This window comes from Gordonia sp. JH63, assembly GCF_009856645.1.
Taxonomy (GTDB): Bacteria; Actinomycetota; Actinomycetes; order Mycobacteriales; family Mycobacteriaceae; genus Gordonia; species Gordonia hongkongensis.
The window spans coordinates 1,886,824-1,902,551 of sequence record NZ_CP047235.1 but is presented as its reverse complement, the minus strand read 5'-3'; the positions used below and the strand labels follow the sequence as shown (position 1 = coordinate 1,902,551).

The 15,728-nt window shown below is 63.6% G+C and carries 12 protein-coding genes; 6 read left to right on the top strand and 6 right to left on the bottom strand.

Annotation, left to right across the window (positions count from 1 at the left end):
* Position 1: 1 nt before the first annotated feature.
* The 5 genes from GR168_RS08585 to GR168_RS08565 form a co-directional block, all read right to left on the bottom strand.
* Positions 2-319, bottom strand: a complete 318-nt coding sequence (locus GR168_RS08585) for a hypothetical protein (protein ID WP_083207517.1) — start codon at positions 317-319, stop codon at positions 2-4.
* A gap of 113 nt (positions 320-432) precedes the next feature.
* A complete protein-coding gene (locus GR168_RS08580; protein ID WP_065632781.1) occupies positions 433-984 on the bottom strand; it encodes a hypothetical protein in 552 nt (183 codons plus the stop codon).
* Positions 985-1,128: 144 nt separating this feature from the next.
* Positions 1,129-1,512, bottom strand: coding sequence for a hypothetical protein (locus tag GR168_RS08575; RefSeq protein ID WP_159370533.1), 384 nt, complete (start codon positions 1,510-1,512; stop codon positions 1,129-1,131).
* A gap of 136 nt (positions 1,513-1,648) precedes the next feature.
* Positions 1,649-2,002 carry a hypothetical protein gene (locus GR168_RS08570; protein WP_159370532.1) on the bottom strand — a complete coding sequence of 118 codons (354 nt, stop codon included), beginning with the start codon at positions 2,000-2,002 and terminating at the stop codon, positions 1,649-1,651.
* Positions 2,002-3,420 carry a Fis family transcriptional regulator gene (locus tag GR168_RS08565; RefSeq protein WP_159370531.1) on the bottom strand — a complete coding sequence of 473 codons (1,419 nt, stop codon included), beginning with the start codon at positions 3,418-3,420 and terminating at the stop codon, positions 2,002-2,004. Before GR168_RS08565 ends, GR168_RS08570 begins: the two co-directional genes overlap by 1 nt.
* Before the next feature lie 191 nt (positions 3,421-3,611).
* Here GR168_RS08565 and GR168_RS08560 point away from each other — a divergent pair, with 191 nt between their 5' ends.
* From GR168_RS08560 to GR168_RS08540, 5 genes are all read left to right on the top strand, one after another.
* The gene (locus GR168_RS08560; RefSeq protein WP_159370530.1) at positions 3,612-5,546 is read left to right on the top strand and encodes a hypothetical protein; all 1,935 of its coding nucleotides are present in this window, start codon (positions 3,612-3,614) and stop codon (positions 5,544-5,546) included.
* A 14-nt stretch (positions 5,547-5,560) separates the two neighbouring features.
* Positions 5,561-7,186 carry a class I SAM-dependent DNA methyltransferase gene (locus GR168_RS08555; protein WP_159370529.1) on the top strand — a complete coding sequence of 542 codons (1,626 nt, stop codon included), beginning with the start codon at positions 5,561-5,563 and terminating at the stop codon, positions 7,184-7,186.
* 142 nt (positions 7,187-7,328) lie between these two features.
* Entirely contained in the window at positions 7,329-8,348 is a 1,020-nt protein-coding gene (locus tag GR168_RS08550) for a restriction endonuclease subunit S (protein ID WP_159370528.1), read from the top strand.
* A 60-nt stretch (positions 8,349-8,408) separates the two neighbouring features.
* Entirely contained in the window at positions 8,409-11,609 is a 3,201-nt protein-coding gene (locus tag GR168_RS08545; RefSeq protein WP_159370527.1) for a type I restriction endonuclease subunit R, read from the top strand.
* A complete protein-coding gene (locus GR168_RS08540) occupies positions 11,602-12,507 on the top strand; it encodes a hypothetical protein (protein WP_159370526.1) in 906 nt (301 codons plus the stop codon). The genes GR168_RS08545 and GR168_RS08540 overlap by 8 nt, the downstream gene beginning before the upstream one ends.
* A gap of 419 nt (positions 12,508-12,926) precedes the next feature.
* Here GR168_RS08540 and GR168_RS08530 read toward each other — a convergent pair whose 3' ends face one another.
* The gene (locus tag GR168_RS08530) at positions 12,927-13,595 is read right to left on the bottom strand and encodes a DUF433 domain-containing protein (RefSeq protein WP_238995053.1); all 669 of its coding nucleotides are present in this window, start codon (positions 13,593-13,595) and stop codon (positions 12,927-12,929) included.
* 217 nt (positions 13,596-13,812) lie between these two features.
* On the opposite strand from GR168_RS08530, the gene GR168_RS08525 reads away from it, so the two are divergent.
* Positions 13,813-15,531, top strand: a complete 1,719-nt coding sequence (locus GR168_RS08525; RefSeq protein WP_159370524.1) for an HNH endonuclease signature motif containing protein — start codon at positions 13,813-13,815, stop codon at positions 15,529-15,531.
* The last annotated feature ends 197 nt before the right edge of the window (positions 15,532-15,728 follow it).

Sequence of the window (15,728 nt, the reverse complement as noted above, 5' to 3'; positions counted from 1 at the left end):
CTCAGTTACGCAACCCGATGCCACGGCTCTCGACGGCATACGGCGCGGGGCACCACACTCGGGCCGTCTTACCGCTTCTCGCCTTCTGCCACGAACTCTGCACGAACTTCTTCCCGAACAGCTTGGGGTTGACTGTGTTGAAGCAGACCGCATATGCCTGGTACGAACCGTTTCCGCCCTTGCACAACGCATCTGAGTAGGTGAAGCCCCCACCCTTGGTGCACTGGGTCGGCGCTGCGGATGCTTCACTTGCTCCGCCCACCGCGAGTGTCAGTGCCGCAGCGCTCGCAACCATCGTGGCGGTCAATCGTTTTCTCATTGGTCATCCCTTCCGATGCGCGAAGTGCGCGGATCGAAGACTCCACGCATTGGACGAAATCTACGGTGCAAGATCAAGCAGGTCTGTCCTCCGGACCGGTGAATTGTCCCACCTCACTGTCCGACTCCGATCACCTTGATCGTCTCTGTGGCCACGATCGGCTGTCCACCAATGGGCGGGGTCACCGACACCGTGATCCGGTAGTCGCCCGGTACGGTGATCGATGGCATCTGGCTGAACGTCCGCCCGCCGCTGCATTCATCGCTCCGGTACCGTTCATCGACATCGCCTGGACCGGTCACATCGATCACCACCGCACAGTCATCCGACTCGAGGTCGCCGTCCTCCGACCGCGACGTCCAGCTCACTCCCGGGAAGCTCGTACCGCCGCGTCGATTGAGCTGGATCATCTTGTCTCCCACTTTGTCCCCGCTGTAGAACTCCAGCTTCACAGACCGGATCGCATCGACGTCGGCACTCGCTTCAGCACTGGTCCCCGACGAGTATGCGGCGGCACCGGTGGAGACCGCGGTCGTGGAGCTGGTGGCCTGAGTGGCGGTGACGGTTGCGGTCACCGTCTCCGGCGCAGGCGCCTGCTCCTCCGCACACCCTGTGATCACACCCAGAGCGGCGATCCCGATGATTCCCAGCACGATCCGACGCATGTGCGACCCTTTCTCAGTACCGACAGACACGGCATCGTCCCACGGCTCGATACGGACAGCGCGCTCAACGGATGGCCCGCGGCTCAAATTGGTACGGACGGACTACACGTCCAGACAAGGGCGCCCCGGTCGAGCAGGCTTCGATCAGCACATGGCCCAAGCGCCGTACTCGGAGCGGTCCTCGTCGCGTTCAGCGATCTGCCCGTTGATCCAGATGGCGCAGTACACGTAGCTCGCGTTGTCGTTCTGGATGTCTGCCGAGATGTACTGGCCGTACTCCTTGTACTCGGTGAAGCTCGACGACCCGCACCACAGTCCGTTGTTTCGCTCCGACAGCTGGACCCGCTGATCGTAGTGGCGGTTGCCGTTGTCGTATTCGACGTCGTTGCCGTACCGCTCGGACGAGCAGAATACGGTCTTCACGCGGTCGTACTGGTCGGTGATCACGGCCTCGGCAGGGACCGCGATTGCGAGTGCGGGGATGACGGCTCCGACGCTGATGAGGGCAGTGCGGATGATCTTGCGCATTTCATTTCTCCTTGTGTAGCGATGGTTCCAGGTGACGCCGCGGACACAGCGCTGTGTGCGTGTCGGCCGGAGTTCACCCGGGTGATTGACAGGGCGGACCAGGCATTCGTCCGGTCGCCCGACAGGCGGTGCGGGCCTACTGCACATCTGCTCCTCGGAAGCACGTCTCGCATGCGGTCCGGACGCGGGCCATGCCGGTTCGGATTCGTCCGCGCCGGCCACACAGTTCGCAGATCGTGCTGGACTCGTCCTCGCTGGCGTCGATGAGGAGCTCGCAGACGCCGCGGGTGAATTGGTCGACCGAGTCTCCGTAATTCACGTAGCAGCGCAGGACCCCGAACTTCTCCTTGATCTGCATGTAGGTGAAATCGTCGGTGACGGCGGTGAGTTGACGATGGAGACGGACCAGAAGCGGATACCACCCTGTGTTGACGGAACAGTCAACGGCCGGAGGCGCCATCGCGTCGGGGAGTCGGACAGGCTCCGGCATCACGCGACGCCGCGTTCGGTGGCGATTGCCGAGTCGTCAGAATCCACGCCCGCCAGCGCGTTCAGGGCGTCGGCCAGCAGTCGGTCGATGGCCGAGTAGACAGCCCCGCAGGTGTTCTCGATCTTGCGCACGTTGTTCGCGATCGCACCGGCAGACTTCTTGATCTCGTCGATCTTTTCGAGTTGTTTGACTGCGGCGGTGATCTTCTCCTCCGCGGTGTTGATCTCCTGCGCGCCCGACCTGGTGGCCGCAGCCAGGGATGCGGTCCGCAGGAGCATGACGACCGCACGCATGAGGTCAGGGTCATCGGCAGTCGGGTCGAAAGCGAGCACGATTCGACGCCGACCGAGCACGCGGATCGTCTCACCGCAGTTCTGTTCCACGGACCGGACCAGGCCGATCGCGGCAGTGGCGTTCCGGTTTCGTTCGGCTTCGTCGAAGTACGCCCCCCAATGATCCCGCTTCGAGTCGGTCACCTCGACGACGACGCGCGCGTCTCCGCCGTCGACGACCAGCACGCCGTCGCCCTTCTTGCAGCGAACGACCGAGCCGACGACGGCACCGGTTTCGAGGTACTCATCTCCCAGGCCGGCGGCGACCTGGTGGAGAACCTGATGGATCTCGGCCTCGTAGGTGCTCCCCTTGATCGGGGACACCTTGCTGACCGACGCTTTCGCCTCGGCTACCTTCAACGCCGTGACCACCTCGTCGAGCCGTAGGGCAACCGCCGAGTGCTGTTCTGCGAGTTGGGCAGTCAGAGCGTCCTGACGCTTGGCGAGGTCTGCGGTGTGCTTGGCCATGGGAGATGTCGGGTCGGCAGGATCGAACTGTTTGGCCGCCTTGGCGAGCAGTTCGCTGGTGTTCTCGGCGGCTCGTTTGTCGAGGTTCGCGGCAAAACGTTCGAGCAGTGGCGCGAAGCGGTCGACGACCTCCGGGTCGGTACCTCCGAATAGCCGTTTGAGTTCGGTTTCGCTCTCGCGGCGCATCAGTGCAATGGCGTCCGAGAGTGACTTGCGAGTTGCCTCGTCGGCCTCGCGAAGGGTCTTCTGCGCTTCCGCGGCAGCCTTGCTGACGGCCTCCGACGCGGCTTTCACGCTGCGGTCGGTCATCGAAGCGGCCTCTGCCGTCGACGACGCAGCCCTCTCACCGAGTTCGGTGATCATGCGCTCGAGGGCACGCGATTCCTGGGCGTCGCCGGTCGCCGACAGGGCGTGAGAACCAATGGTGATCGCCTTGGCAACGAAATCACCGAGGTCGGCCTCGACGAGGGTCGCCTGGTCTTCGACGATCGGCCCGCGTTCGCCGGTGGTCCATCGCTGCGCTTCGCGGACAACGTCTTTGTCTCGGAGTGTCACCCCTTCGATGACGACAGCTGCGGCCAGTTCATCAAAGTGTGCGGGTGCTTTCGGTTCGGTCATTTCAGCTCCTCCTGGTCTGGCCGACCAAGGGGATCGGCTGCCGAACACAGACTGCGCCAGAGCCGACCTTTGCCGATACTATTTCACTGTTAAGCCGCCTTAACAGTAGAACGAACTCTGTACAAGTGCCGGCTGGGTAGTGTTCTCCGGGGAAACGATGAGCAGTCGACAAGGGCGAGGAGGTGACCGCAATGACCACACTGACGATGCAGGACATCGCCGACCTGGCGAGAGTAACGCGGCCGGCAGTCAGCCAGTGGCGCAAACGCCCGATCGTGCGCGGCGAGTCGTTCCCCTTCCCTACTGCGGTCTCGACGATCGGTGGCATCGAACATTTCGACCGCACCGAGATCGTGGAGTGGCTCGACCGAACGGGTCGTGGCAAGAACCGCGCCGAACAGCATCTGGACGTCGACGCCCTGGCAGTGCCGGAGCACGTCCGGTTCGACGATGTCGTTTGCCTACTGGCTCTGTACGCGTTGTCAGGAGTCGACTTCGCGGATGCATCACACGGCGAACTGACCACTGCGGCCGCGCGAGTCGACCCTGACGATCAACTGATCCGACGCGAAATCGACGCGTTCACGGCAACATCGGATTCGGTGCGGTTCACCGAGCAGCTCGTCGACGCCTCCCTCGGCACACCTGATGCGCTGACGCGTCTGGAGCGAGGGCGGTTGGGCAGAGCACGCGGCGTACGCGACCTGACCCCCGACGCTCTGGGTCTCGTCCGCGGAGTTGTCGGCGCCGCAGTGGCGCACCTCGACGCAGATGTGTCCATCGTTCCGGCCGGCGACCCGACCCTGGCGCTCGCGTGCGCCGACCTGGCGTCGGAGCTGGTCGTCCGGGGCACCGACAGCGAGGCTCGGGATCTCCGGCGGCGAGCGGCGATCGCGAGAGTCGACGTGAGCACCTCTGTACAGGCACGAGGCGCAGTTGTCGCCTCGCTCATCGGGTCCGAGGTGTCCGATGTGCTCGAAGCTGTGGATGCACTCCTTCTCGATCTGCGGGACGGCGACGTCGCGGTTTTCATGGCACCGGCGGCCGCGCTCACCGATCACCTCGCCGGCGACTTGCAGATCCGCCGATCCGAGACACTCAAGCTCGGCAGCGTCGTTGCGGCACTACGCCTTCCGCGCGGTCTCTGGCGCGAGGCACATCGGCAGAGCCAGGCTTTGTGGATCTGTCGGGGCGGGACGGACTCGGACCTCATCGGCACCGCCGAACTGGACAGGTTCAGCGTCGACGACCTGGGCGACCTCGCCAGTGACGTCACCGCGATCCTCGACCGGGATGCCAGGCGCGCCCACCGGTATTTCCGGTCGCGCGAATTGATCGCGATCCGGGGAAGCGGCACGGTCGTTCCCCGCGGGACCAGTGCGCCTCGCCTCCGATCCCGCGCGCTCGCTGACCACGCTGACCGTGTCCATCACGCCACGCTGCAGACGTCGACTCCCGCACGCACGGTGGACGTCCTCATCAAGGCAGAGTCCGGGCGGTTCCGCACGCACGATCAGTCGCTCGCCGAGTTGCAGGAGAGCAAGCTCATCACGGTGCGCTCAGGAAACCGGTTCGACGAGTCGGATGCCGACCCTGATGGAACCGTGGTGGTCTTACCCGAGGGAACACTCCGACTCGATCCGTTCGATGCAGCACAACGCTACCCACGCGCCCGACGAACCGACCCAGGGGACATCGTCTTCGTCGAGAAGCCCGTCCCACACGCGGTCATCGACAACGTGGGCGGGTCGCTGGTGAAGGCTCCCGCGAAGCTCCTGCGAATCGACCCGCGGGCGCCGCTCGGTCCCCACACGCTCGCGGCGATCATCAATTCGCGATGCGAACCCGGCTCCGAGTGGCAGACCTGGCGTGTACCCGGGCTCACCTCCACCGAGTCCGACCAACTCGAACGAGCTCTCGCCGACGTCGCGGACTACCAGCGCGCCGTCGAGCGAAAGGTGGCGGCCGCCAAGGATCTGACTGTCGCACTCATCGACGGCGTCGCCGCCGGCGACATCTCCTTGGACACCGAAGAAACCACACCTGGCATAGCAGCCGTGACAACTACAGCGGAATCCGGATGGCGGTCGATGACCATCTCCCCAGCCCCACAACAGCTTCGATAGAGAGGAATTACCCAATGGCCGCGAGGCGCAAGGCAGAGCCGTCGGCTCCGTCGACGATGAAAGAGCTCAAGGACACCCTGTGGAAGGCGGCCGACAAGCTCCGCGGTTCGCTGTCGGCGAGCCAGTACAAGGACGTGATCCTCGGTTTGGTCTTCCTCAAGTACGTCTCGGACGCGTACGACGAACGCCGAGAGGACATCCGGCGTGAGCTGGCCGCGGACGGCTTCGACGAGTCGCAGATCGCGGATGTCATCGACGATGCCGGCGAGTACCAGGGTGCTGGCGTCTTCGTGGTCCCACCAATCGCTCGCTGGTCGTTCTTGGCCGCCAACGCGAAGGGTCTGACCTCCGACGACGGCTCGCCAGACAAGAACATCGGCCAACTGATCGACGAGGCGATGGACGCGGTCATCGCCGCCAACAAGTCGCTCGCGGGTACGCTCCCCCGGATCTACAACCGCGACAACATCGATCAGCGTCGTCTGGGCGAGCTTGTCGACCTGTTCAACAGCGCCCGGTTCAGCCGCCAGGGTGAGCACAAGGCTCGCGACCTGATGGGTGAGGTCTACGAGTACTTCCTGGGCAACTTCGCTCGCGCCGAGGGCAAGAGGGGCGGAGAGTTCTTCACCCCGCGCAGCGTCGTCCGGGTGATCGTCGAGGTCCTCGAGCCAACGAAGGGACGCGTCTACGACCCGTGCTGCGGCTCGGGTGGCATGTTCGTGCAGACCGAGCAGTTCATCTATGAACACGACGGTGACCCCAAGCAGGTTTCGGTGTATGGCCAGGAGGCCATCGAGGAGACCTGGCGGATGGCGAAGATGAACCTCGCGATCCACGGCATCGACAACAATGGCCTCGGCGCCCGGTGGGGCGACACCTTCGCTCGGGACCAGCATGCTGATCTCCAGATGGACTATGTGATGGCCAATCCGCCGTTCAACATCAAGGACTGGTCCCGGAACGAGGAGGATCCCCGCTGGCGGTACGGGGTTCCGCCGGCGAAGAACGCCAACTACGCGTGGTTGCAGCACATTTTGTCGAAGCTGGCTCCTGGCGGCAAGGCGGGCGTGGTTCTGGCAAACGGTTCGATGTCGTCGAACAACAACGGAGAGGGCGAGATACGCGCCCAGATCGTGGATGCCGACCTGGTGTCGTGCATGATCGCTCTGCCGACGCAGCTGTTCCGCAGCACCGGGATCCCGGTGTGCCTCTGGTTCTTCGCGAAGGACAAGACGAAGGGCAAGCAGGGTTCTGCAGACAGAAGCGGGCAAGTGTTGTTCATCGACGCTCGGGACATGGGATACATGATCGACCGTGCCGAGCGTGCGTTGACCGACGAGGAGATCGTCAAGATCGGCGACACATTCCACGCGTGGCGCGGATCGGCATCGGCGGCGAAGAAGGGGGTGAAATACGAGGACATCCCCGGATTCTGCAAGTCCGCGACGCTTGAAGAGATCAAGGCAGCGGGCTATGCGCTCACGCCGGGGCGGTACGTGGGCGCGGCTGAAGTCGAGGATGACAGCGAGCCGATCGACGAAAAGATCGTCCGGCTGAAGACCGAGTTGTTTGCAGCCCTCGATGAGTCATCGAGACTCGAGAAGGTTGTGCGTCAGCAGATGGAGCGGGTTGATGGGTGATTCGAAACGCTTTCAGTGGGGCGACCTTGGCCAGCTTTTCGACGGACCGCATGCGACTCCTACGCGAGTGAGTGCGGGGCCATATTTCCTCAACATTTCTAGCCTGAAGTCTGGCCGCCTCGACCTCTCGGAGTCGGATCACGTGTCCGACGACGACTTCGCCAAATGGACGAGACGAGTAACGCCACGCGAGAACGATCTGTTGTTCTCATACGAGACTCGGCTGGGTGAGGCAGCGCTCATGCCACCGGGAGTTGAGGCATGTCTTGGCAGAAGAATGGCGCTATTACGCCCCGACCCTGGGCTGATAGTGCCACGATATCTGCTCTACCTCTACCTCAGCCCGGGATTCCAGCACATCATCGCGACTCACACGATCCACGGAGCGACGGTACCTCGAATCGGCCTCGCAACAATGCCGGAGTGGGAAGTCGAGATCCCTTCGCTCGACGACCAGCGTGCGATTGCCGAAGTCCTCGGCGCCCTCGACGACAAGATTACAGCGAATGAGCGGACGATCTCACTCAGCGCTGAGCTCTCCACATCGATATGGCGAAGCACCACCCACAAAGTCGAGCACGAACTTGTTGCCCTCTCGAGTCTCGCCCGCTTCGTAAATGGCCGCGCATACACCAAGAACGCGACTGGTACCGGACGCGTAGTCATCAGAATCGCGGAATTGAACTCCGGAATCGGCAGGTCGACCGTCTACAACGATATAGAAGTACCACAGGACAATATCGCCAGACCCGGCGACCTATTGTTCGCCTGGTCAGGTTCGTTGACTGTGGCCCGGTGGCACCGGCCAGAGGCCGTCGTCAACCAGCACATCTTCAAGGTGATACCGGTCAACGGACGTCCCCAGTGGTTAGTCGAACACGCACTTCGCGAAAAGCTAGAGGAGTTCCGAGCAGTCGCAGCCGACAAAGCGACGACAATGGGGCACATCCAACGACGACACCTCGATGAGCCGGTGAGAATTCCCCATCAAGACCGTATCGACTCCGTCGGTCCGCAAATCGAGGCGTTGTCATACCAGATCTCTTCGCTTCATATGGAAAATCTGGCGCTCGCCCACACCCGCGACAAACTGCTCCCCCTCCTGATGTCTGGCAAGGTGACGGTCAAGGACATCGAGGGCGACATCGAAGACGTCGTCTGACCACTGCACACCGATAACAGCAGAGCCAGCCACCCCAGTTGACAGTCAAAGGATCACCAGATGAGCGTATTCCCCGAATCCGAATGGGAGACGTTGGCACTCGAATGGCTGGCCGACCAGGAGTGGCAGCCGACACACGGCTCCGAGATCGCACCGGGCACCGAGAATGGTCGCAAGTCGTGGGACGATATCGTCCTCCCCGAGCGACTCCTCGCGAAGATGCGGGAGCTGAATCCCGGTGTACCTCACGAGTATCTGGTTCAGGCCCGCGCGGGCATCCTGGCTCCTGAGTCCGGAGACCCGCTCGCCGAGAACCGTCGGCTGCACGAGATTCTCGTCAAAGGCTACCGAGGTATTTCCTACGTCGACCACGAGGGCCTCGAGCAGACACCAACCATCCGCCTGATCGGTGCCCGCCCGGAGGACAACGAGATGCTCGCGGTCCAGCAGGTGACCGTGCGCAACTCAGAACACCAGCGTCGTTTCGATGTGGTGCTCTACCTCAACGGCCTGCCAGTCGCGTTCTTCGAACTCAAACAAGCCGGTTCGGCGCAGGCGGACCTGGCGTCCGCCCACGCTCAGCTCCAGACCTACCTGCGCGAGTTCCCGATGGTGTTCCGATTCGCGGTGGTCTCGGTGATCAGCGACGTGATCACGGCTCGGTACGGCACCCCGTTCACACCTCTCGAACACTTCGCACCGTGGAATGTCGACGACGACGGTAAGCCCATCGCGTCCGGCCACCCGACCGATCCCGAGAAGATGGGGCTCGAACTCGAGTACCTGATCGACGGTGTCTTCAATCCCGAACGGTTCCTGCAGATCCAGCGGAACTTCACCGCCTTCGACGCCGGCGCCGACGGCTACCTGAAGCGAATCGCCAAGCCGCACCAATACTTCGCGGTCACCAAGGCCGTCGGCAATACCGTCGCAGCTGCGGAGAGCAACGGCAAAGCCGGCGTCGTGTGGCACACCCAGGGGTCGGGCAAGTCCATGGAGATGGAGCTGTACGCCCACCTCGTGGCACGTCAGCCGAAGCTCAAGAACCCGACGATCGTCGTGGTCACCGACCGACGTGAACTCGACGGCCAATTGTTCGAGACCTTCAACCGGTCCGAACTACTCGACGAGTCACCGGTGAAAGTCACGTCGCGAGAACAACTCCGCGACGAGCTGTCCAACCGGACAACCGGCGGCATCTACTTCACCACCCTGCAGAAGTTCAGCCGCACGCAGGCCGAACGTGAGGCCGGCGCCGACCACCCGCTGTTGACCGATCGTCGCAATGTCATCGTCGTCGTCGACGAGGCGCACCGCAGTCACTACGACGACCTCGATGGCTACGCCCGCCACCTCGCCGACGCGGTTCCTCACGCGACGCTGATCGCCTTCACTGGAACCCCGATCTCGTTCGCGGAGCGGAACACCCGAGAGGTCTTCGGTCCGTACATCGACATCTACGATCTAACCCGGGCCGTCGACGACGGCGCCACCGTGCCGGTCTACTTCGAGCCGCGACTGATCCGGGTCGGCCTCACCGAGGACGTGACCGAGGACGATCTCGACCGCGCCGCCGATGAGGCGACCCGCGGCCTCGACGACGCTGAACGCGCCCAGATCGAGAAGTCCGTGGCCGTCATCAACGCGGTGTACGGCGCCCCCGAGCGCGTCAAGGCACTCGCTGGCAACATCGTCGAACACTGGGACGGCCGATCGGCGTCCATGAAAACCTTCATCTCGACCCCCGGCAAGGCGTTCATCGTCACCGCAACCCGCGACATCGCCGCCCGACTCTACGAGGAGATCGTCACACTCCGTCCGGACTGGCACGACGACGCCGTCGACCGAGGAGTCATCAAAGTCGTCTATTCCGGCAGCGCCAAGGACCAGGGCCTGGTCGCGAAACACGTTCGGCGGGATGGGCAGAACAAAATCATCCAGAAGCGGCTGAAAGACCCCGACGACGAACTGCAGATCGTCATCGTCAAGGACATGATGCTCACCGGGTTCGACGCGCCGCCATTGCACACGCTGTATCTCGACCGCCCACTCAAGGGCGCCCTGCTCATGCAGACCTTGGCGCGTGTGAACCGGACTTTTCGAGGAAAGCCGTCCGGCCTGCTCGTCGCGTACGCTCCCCTGGCCGACAACCTGCACAAGGCACTCGCCGAGTACACCGAGACCGACCAGGCACAACAACCGGTCGGCCGGAACATCGACGAGGCGGTCGCACTCACCCAGCAGCTGCTCGTACAACTCGATGACGTGTGCTCCGGATACGACTGGCGAAGCAAGGCCAAGGACCCCGACCGCGGGTGGATGAAGGCGGCAGTCGGTCTGACCGAGTATCTGCGTTCACCCGAGACCCCGGGCAACGTCGTGTCCGACGGCGAGGAGACTCTCGGCGGACGCTACCGCGCCCTCTCCGCCCACCTCGCAAGAGCCTGGGCACTGGCCGGTGGAGAGAAGTCGCTCGGCGAGTTGCGGCCGACGGTCCAGTTCTACGAAGAAGTCCGCGTCTGGATGGGCAAGTTCGACGCCGCCGACCGGCAGGCCGAAGGTCGCCCGGTTCCGGAGGAGATCAAACGCCTGCTGTCGTCGTTGGTGGCGCGCTCCACCGCGAGCGGTGAGATCGTCGACATCTACGACGCGGCAGGACTTCCCAAGCCGTCGTTGTCCGACCTCGGGGCCGACTTCGAGACCAAGGCCAAGGCCGCCACCAACCCGCATCTGGCGATCGAAGCGCTTCGCGCGACCCTGACCGAGGAATCTGCGCGTGCAACGCGGAACAACGTAGTTCGGCAGCGTGACTTCTCCGAGCGGATCACCGATCTGATGAAGCGCTACACCAACCAACAGATCACCTCCGCCGAAGTCATCGCCGAGCTCATCGCGATAGCCAAAGAAGTGGCGGCGGAGGGAAGCCGCGGTGAACGCTTCTCCCCCGCTCTGAGCGAGGACGAGCTCGCCTTCTATGACGCCGTGGCGAAGAACGAGTCGGCGGTCGAGTTCCAGGGCGACGAAGTCCTCGCCCAGATTGCGCGCGAGCTGGTCCGGATCATGCAGCGCGACACCAAATTCGACTGGACCGTCCGCGACGACGTGCGCGCGAAACTGCGGTCCTCCATCAAACGCTTGCTGGTCAAGTACAAATACCCGCCGGACAAGCAGCCGGCCGCCATCACCACGGTGTTCGAGCAGATGGAGATGATGGCACCTAGGTTCGCAGCAGAGAACGCCCCGGGAGATGACGATGACTGAACGCTGGATCGATTGGTCCTCTGATGCACGCGACCGATTCACTCGCGTCATCTCCGATCTGCGGGAGCTGTCGCTCCTACCTGGCACGACGTCCGCAGACGACATCAGTTCGCTCGTGTCGGACATGCTTGACCGGCGCGATCAGATCGCCACCAAAACGTGGGACTCCAAGGCGTCCGAAATTCCGGTGCAGGATGGAAGAACCGCTCTGCGCCAGGTTTCCGAAGTGCTGTACGCCGCCGACCAGGCAGTGATCGACGAGCTCGTCTCGCGGATCCCAGCGAAATCGGTTCATGAGCGGATGAACTCCGCTGCGTATCTCGCAGCCGAGATCGACGCGGCGACAGCCGAAGCAGCGACGCTCGACTCGCACCGCTCAGGTGGTCCGGCAAGTCAGCAGGATGCCACCGATACCGAACTGCTCGGCGATCCCGCCGACTACGCCGGAATCGATCCCATCGAAGACGTGGCGATTCCGCCCCAGGTCGTATGGACCGAAGCCGACCGTAAAGCTGTCCTGGACGAGGCCATCAGCACGTACGGCATCGCCCCTGGCGAGTGGTACTCGGTCGAATGGCCTCCGACCGATGGCTCACTGTGGACCCCCGGATATCTCGTCACCTCAGACCGAGAGCCGTGCGACGAACACACCGACGACCCGGACAGCGACACAGCACTCGAATGCGTCCGGTGTGAAGACTCGGTCACCACCGACATCGAGGAGATGGCCGTCTGGAAGTTCACAACCAGGCTGACCCACCACCGAATCGGTTTCGACAGCAACGGTTCTCTGGTCGTCGACCGTTTCACCGAGGAGATCGACCCGTCGTTCGAGGTACGCGAGATCACGCAAGACCCACGACTGATCCGCATCGGCCTTCCACACGGACACCGCTGACAGCGAGTTCGCACGACCCAGGCACAACTCGCTACATCAGCTGCTCGAGACGCGGGCGCGGGCCTCCGAAGACGCGCCACACGGACGGGGTGCCGCTCATGCAGTGCGTACACATGTCGCGCAGGTTCGCGTGGAGGGCATCAATCAGCTACTGCCTGGTTGCCTGACCGTGAAACAGGAACAGGTGGATGCGAGCGCGCTTGTAGGCCTGCAATTCCGAAGGCGTGACGAGAATTGTGGTGTCCCGACCTATTGCCGCCCACCCGTTCCGGCCGACATCACGGAGCCAGCGTTCATCCGGCGTCCCCTCGGCTGCCGCGCGAGTTCCGTACACCGCAGCCGGAGTATGGACGATATAGCCGAGCTCTTCGATCGATCGCCGCAAGGTCCTGCCGGCGATGTTCTCGTCCAGATAGAACTCAGGCGGTGCGGCCCAGGAGGACGCGGGCGGCGGTTCGAACCTGGGATCTCGAGATGTCGAACTCCTCGGCAACGACCTCGCCGTCCTCTCCGGCTTTCAGCATTGCAGCGACGTCCGCTAGGCGAGGTCCTGATGCTCCGAACCGCGGCTGCCCGAACGCAACGTCTGGGTCGACGATGACCTTCTCCGGCTCCCATTCGCGTAGTTGTAGGCGGTTCGGATGCTCACCGTCCCAACTGACATATGAGATGTAGTCCTGGACGATCTCGCGGATGACATTCTGCCCGGATCGCGCTTCGATGAGCCCGGCACCGGCTCGGGTCTTGGCGAAGTCCCACAGGACATCAACACCGTCTGTGGCCAGATTCGGCGCTGTCAGCACGTAGTCACGGCCGAAGTCCCGTCGCAGCTGCTCGAGCGCGGGACGGATCTTGCGAACGTGAACGCCTGCGCTGCGAAGGGCGTCGAGTACGTATGCCTCGGTCAGGGCGATGAAGGACACGTTCGCTTTTCGCTGTGGCGCGTCCACCACATGAAGGAGCGGCTCCCCGCGGTCGTAGCCTTTCGCCCAGCGGTGGAACGTCTGCTGACTGATGGCGAGATAACGAGCCGCGTCGCTCATGGTGAGAATGCCTGCATCAAAGCGAGGATCGCCGATGGTGGTCACGCTGCGTTCTACCTCCCGCCTGACCCTGGACTACGAGTTGTCGATTGTAGCCACATCATGATGGCACCGTGAGCAGCTCTGTGGAGTCTGCACCCCGACTGCGGTAGGCAGTGAGCACCCTCCGACCTGTCGGTGCGTCGTGATTTCATTCGACGAGAGTCTGACAAAGTTGAAAATCAACACTTTACTCGAACATGTTTTCGAGTACTCTGGTGTCATGTCATCGGGGGCGGGGGCCGAATCCACGGCGGTGGACTCGTCACAGGAGTCGGTCGAACCGCGCTTTCGTCCCGACCATGAACTCTCCGCATCCGAACTCGTCGAGGTCCTGAATCACTGCGCGGGCTTGGCGGCGGCGTCCGCGCATCGAATGATGGTCGTTGCCAGCCTCATTCACGACGAACGCGAGATGGACTACGCACAGCGGCGCGCCGAGACGCACAGCGGCGAACTCGACTCCATCGAAGCCTTCGAGCACCTGTCCGCGCGAGTGGCCGCGGGCGAGAACCCCTACGAGCAGTTCGGGCCCAACGGTCTCGAACAGGCCATCGCCGAAGTCGGTGCCACCCTCACCGTGACACCGGCCGAGGCGAAAGAACTCATCGAGGCCGGCGACGCACTGCGCTACCGACTCTCCTTCACCGGGCACGCACTGGCGTGCGGTCGAATCGACAAGCGCCGCTTCCTCATCGCTCTCAAGCGCACCGATCTCATCACCGACGACGAAGAGATGCAGACCGTCGACGCCCATCTCGCCGAAGCGATCTTCGCCCGCGCACCGATGTCGACGGCCCGGTTCACCGCCATGGTCGATTCGATCGTCGCCAAGTGGGCACCCGACGCGATCCGCCGACGCAAGGAGCGAGTGAAGTCCGACCGCAAGGTGACCGTCACTCCTGATCGCTTCACGCCCGGGCAGTCCCGGATCTCCGGGACGCTGCCCAATGCTGATGCCGCCGAGTTCGACGCCCGCCTGACGGCGATGGCCACCGCGGTCCACGCCGGTGACCCTCGAAAGTTGGCCAATCGCCGAGTCGACGCCCTCAAAGCACTCGCGCGGGGTGAAGCCGCCATCACGTGCCTCTGCGACGACTGCGCCACCACCGCAACCGAACCCGACACAGCACCAGACCTCGACGCAGCGACAGTGGAGACCGGCGAGACGCCTGCACCAGCTGCTGAGATGGTGGAGGCCGACACCGTCGTCGACCCGTCAGCCGCAGACGCCGACGCCGCGGTCGATGACCCGGCCGTGCCGACCGCCTCGCCGTCGGACTCGCCCGCACCGCGCGCGACCTTTCACATCGTGGTGAACCTGTCGACCCTGATCGGTCTCGACGACGATCCCGCCTTCCTCGACCGCCACGGCATCATCGACGCCGAGACCGCGCGAGAACTCCTCGCCGAAGCGCGACGCACCTACATCCATCCCGCACCGACCCCCGCCGCGCCCGACGCGCCACCGGTATCGCCTCCCGGCGCGGACAGTTCGACAACCCGGTACACCCCGTCGAAGAAGCTGCAGGCGCTGGTGCGTGCCGGTGAACTGTGCTGCACCTTCCCCGGCTGCAACGCCCCGGTCTGGCAGATCGATCTCGACCACACCGAACCCTTCGACCACGCCGACCCGCGGCGCGGCGGCCCGACCGATGCACGCAACCTCAAACCGCTGTGCCGGTTCCATCACCGAATCAAGACCTTCACCAGCTGGCAGGACCACCAAGACGAACTCCAGACCGCCTGGTTCACCACACCCACCGGGCACATGTTCGTCGGCAACGCCTTCAGCGGACGCGACCTGTTCAACAAACTCTTCCCCAGACGGTCACCCGATCACCCCGCCCGCGACAGACTCAACACGCAACGCGACAACGACTTCCGACGCCAGCAACGCGCCGAGAAGCGCTGGAACGACGCCAACCCACCGCCGTTCTGAACACCGCCGCTACCCCTATCGCCGGTCAGGAACACCCTGACACGGTGGGTGAAGTCATGCGGCGAATGTCGACCTCGCGACGCGGCCGTTCACCACCGCGACGTCAAGGACAGGCACGCCGTTGCCCCCCCGGACGCAACCAGTGATGAACGCGCTCGACCGTGCGACATCAACTCGCAGACCGCATCAACCGCGGG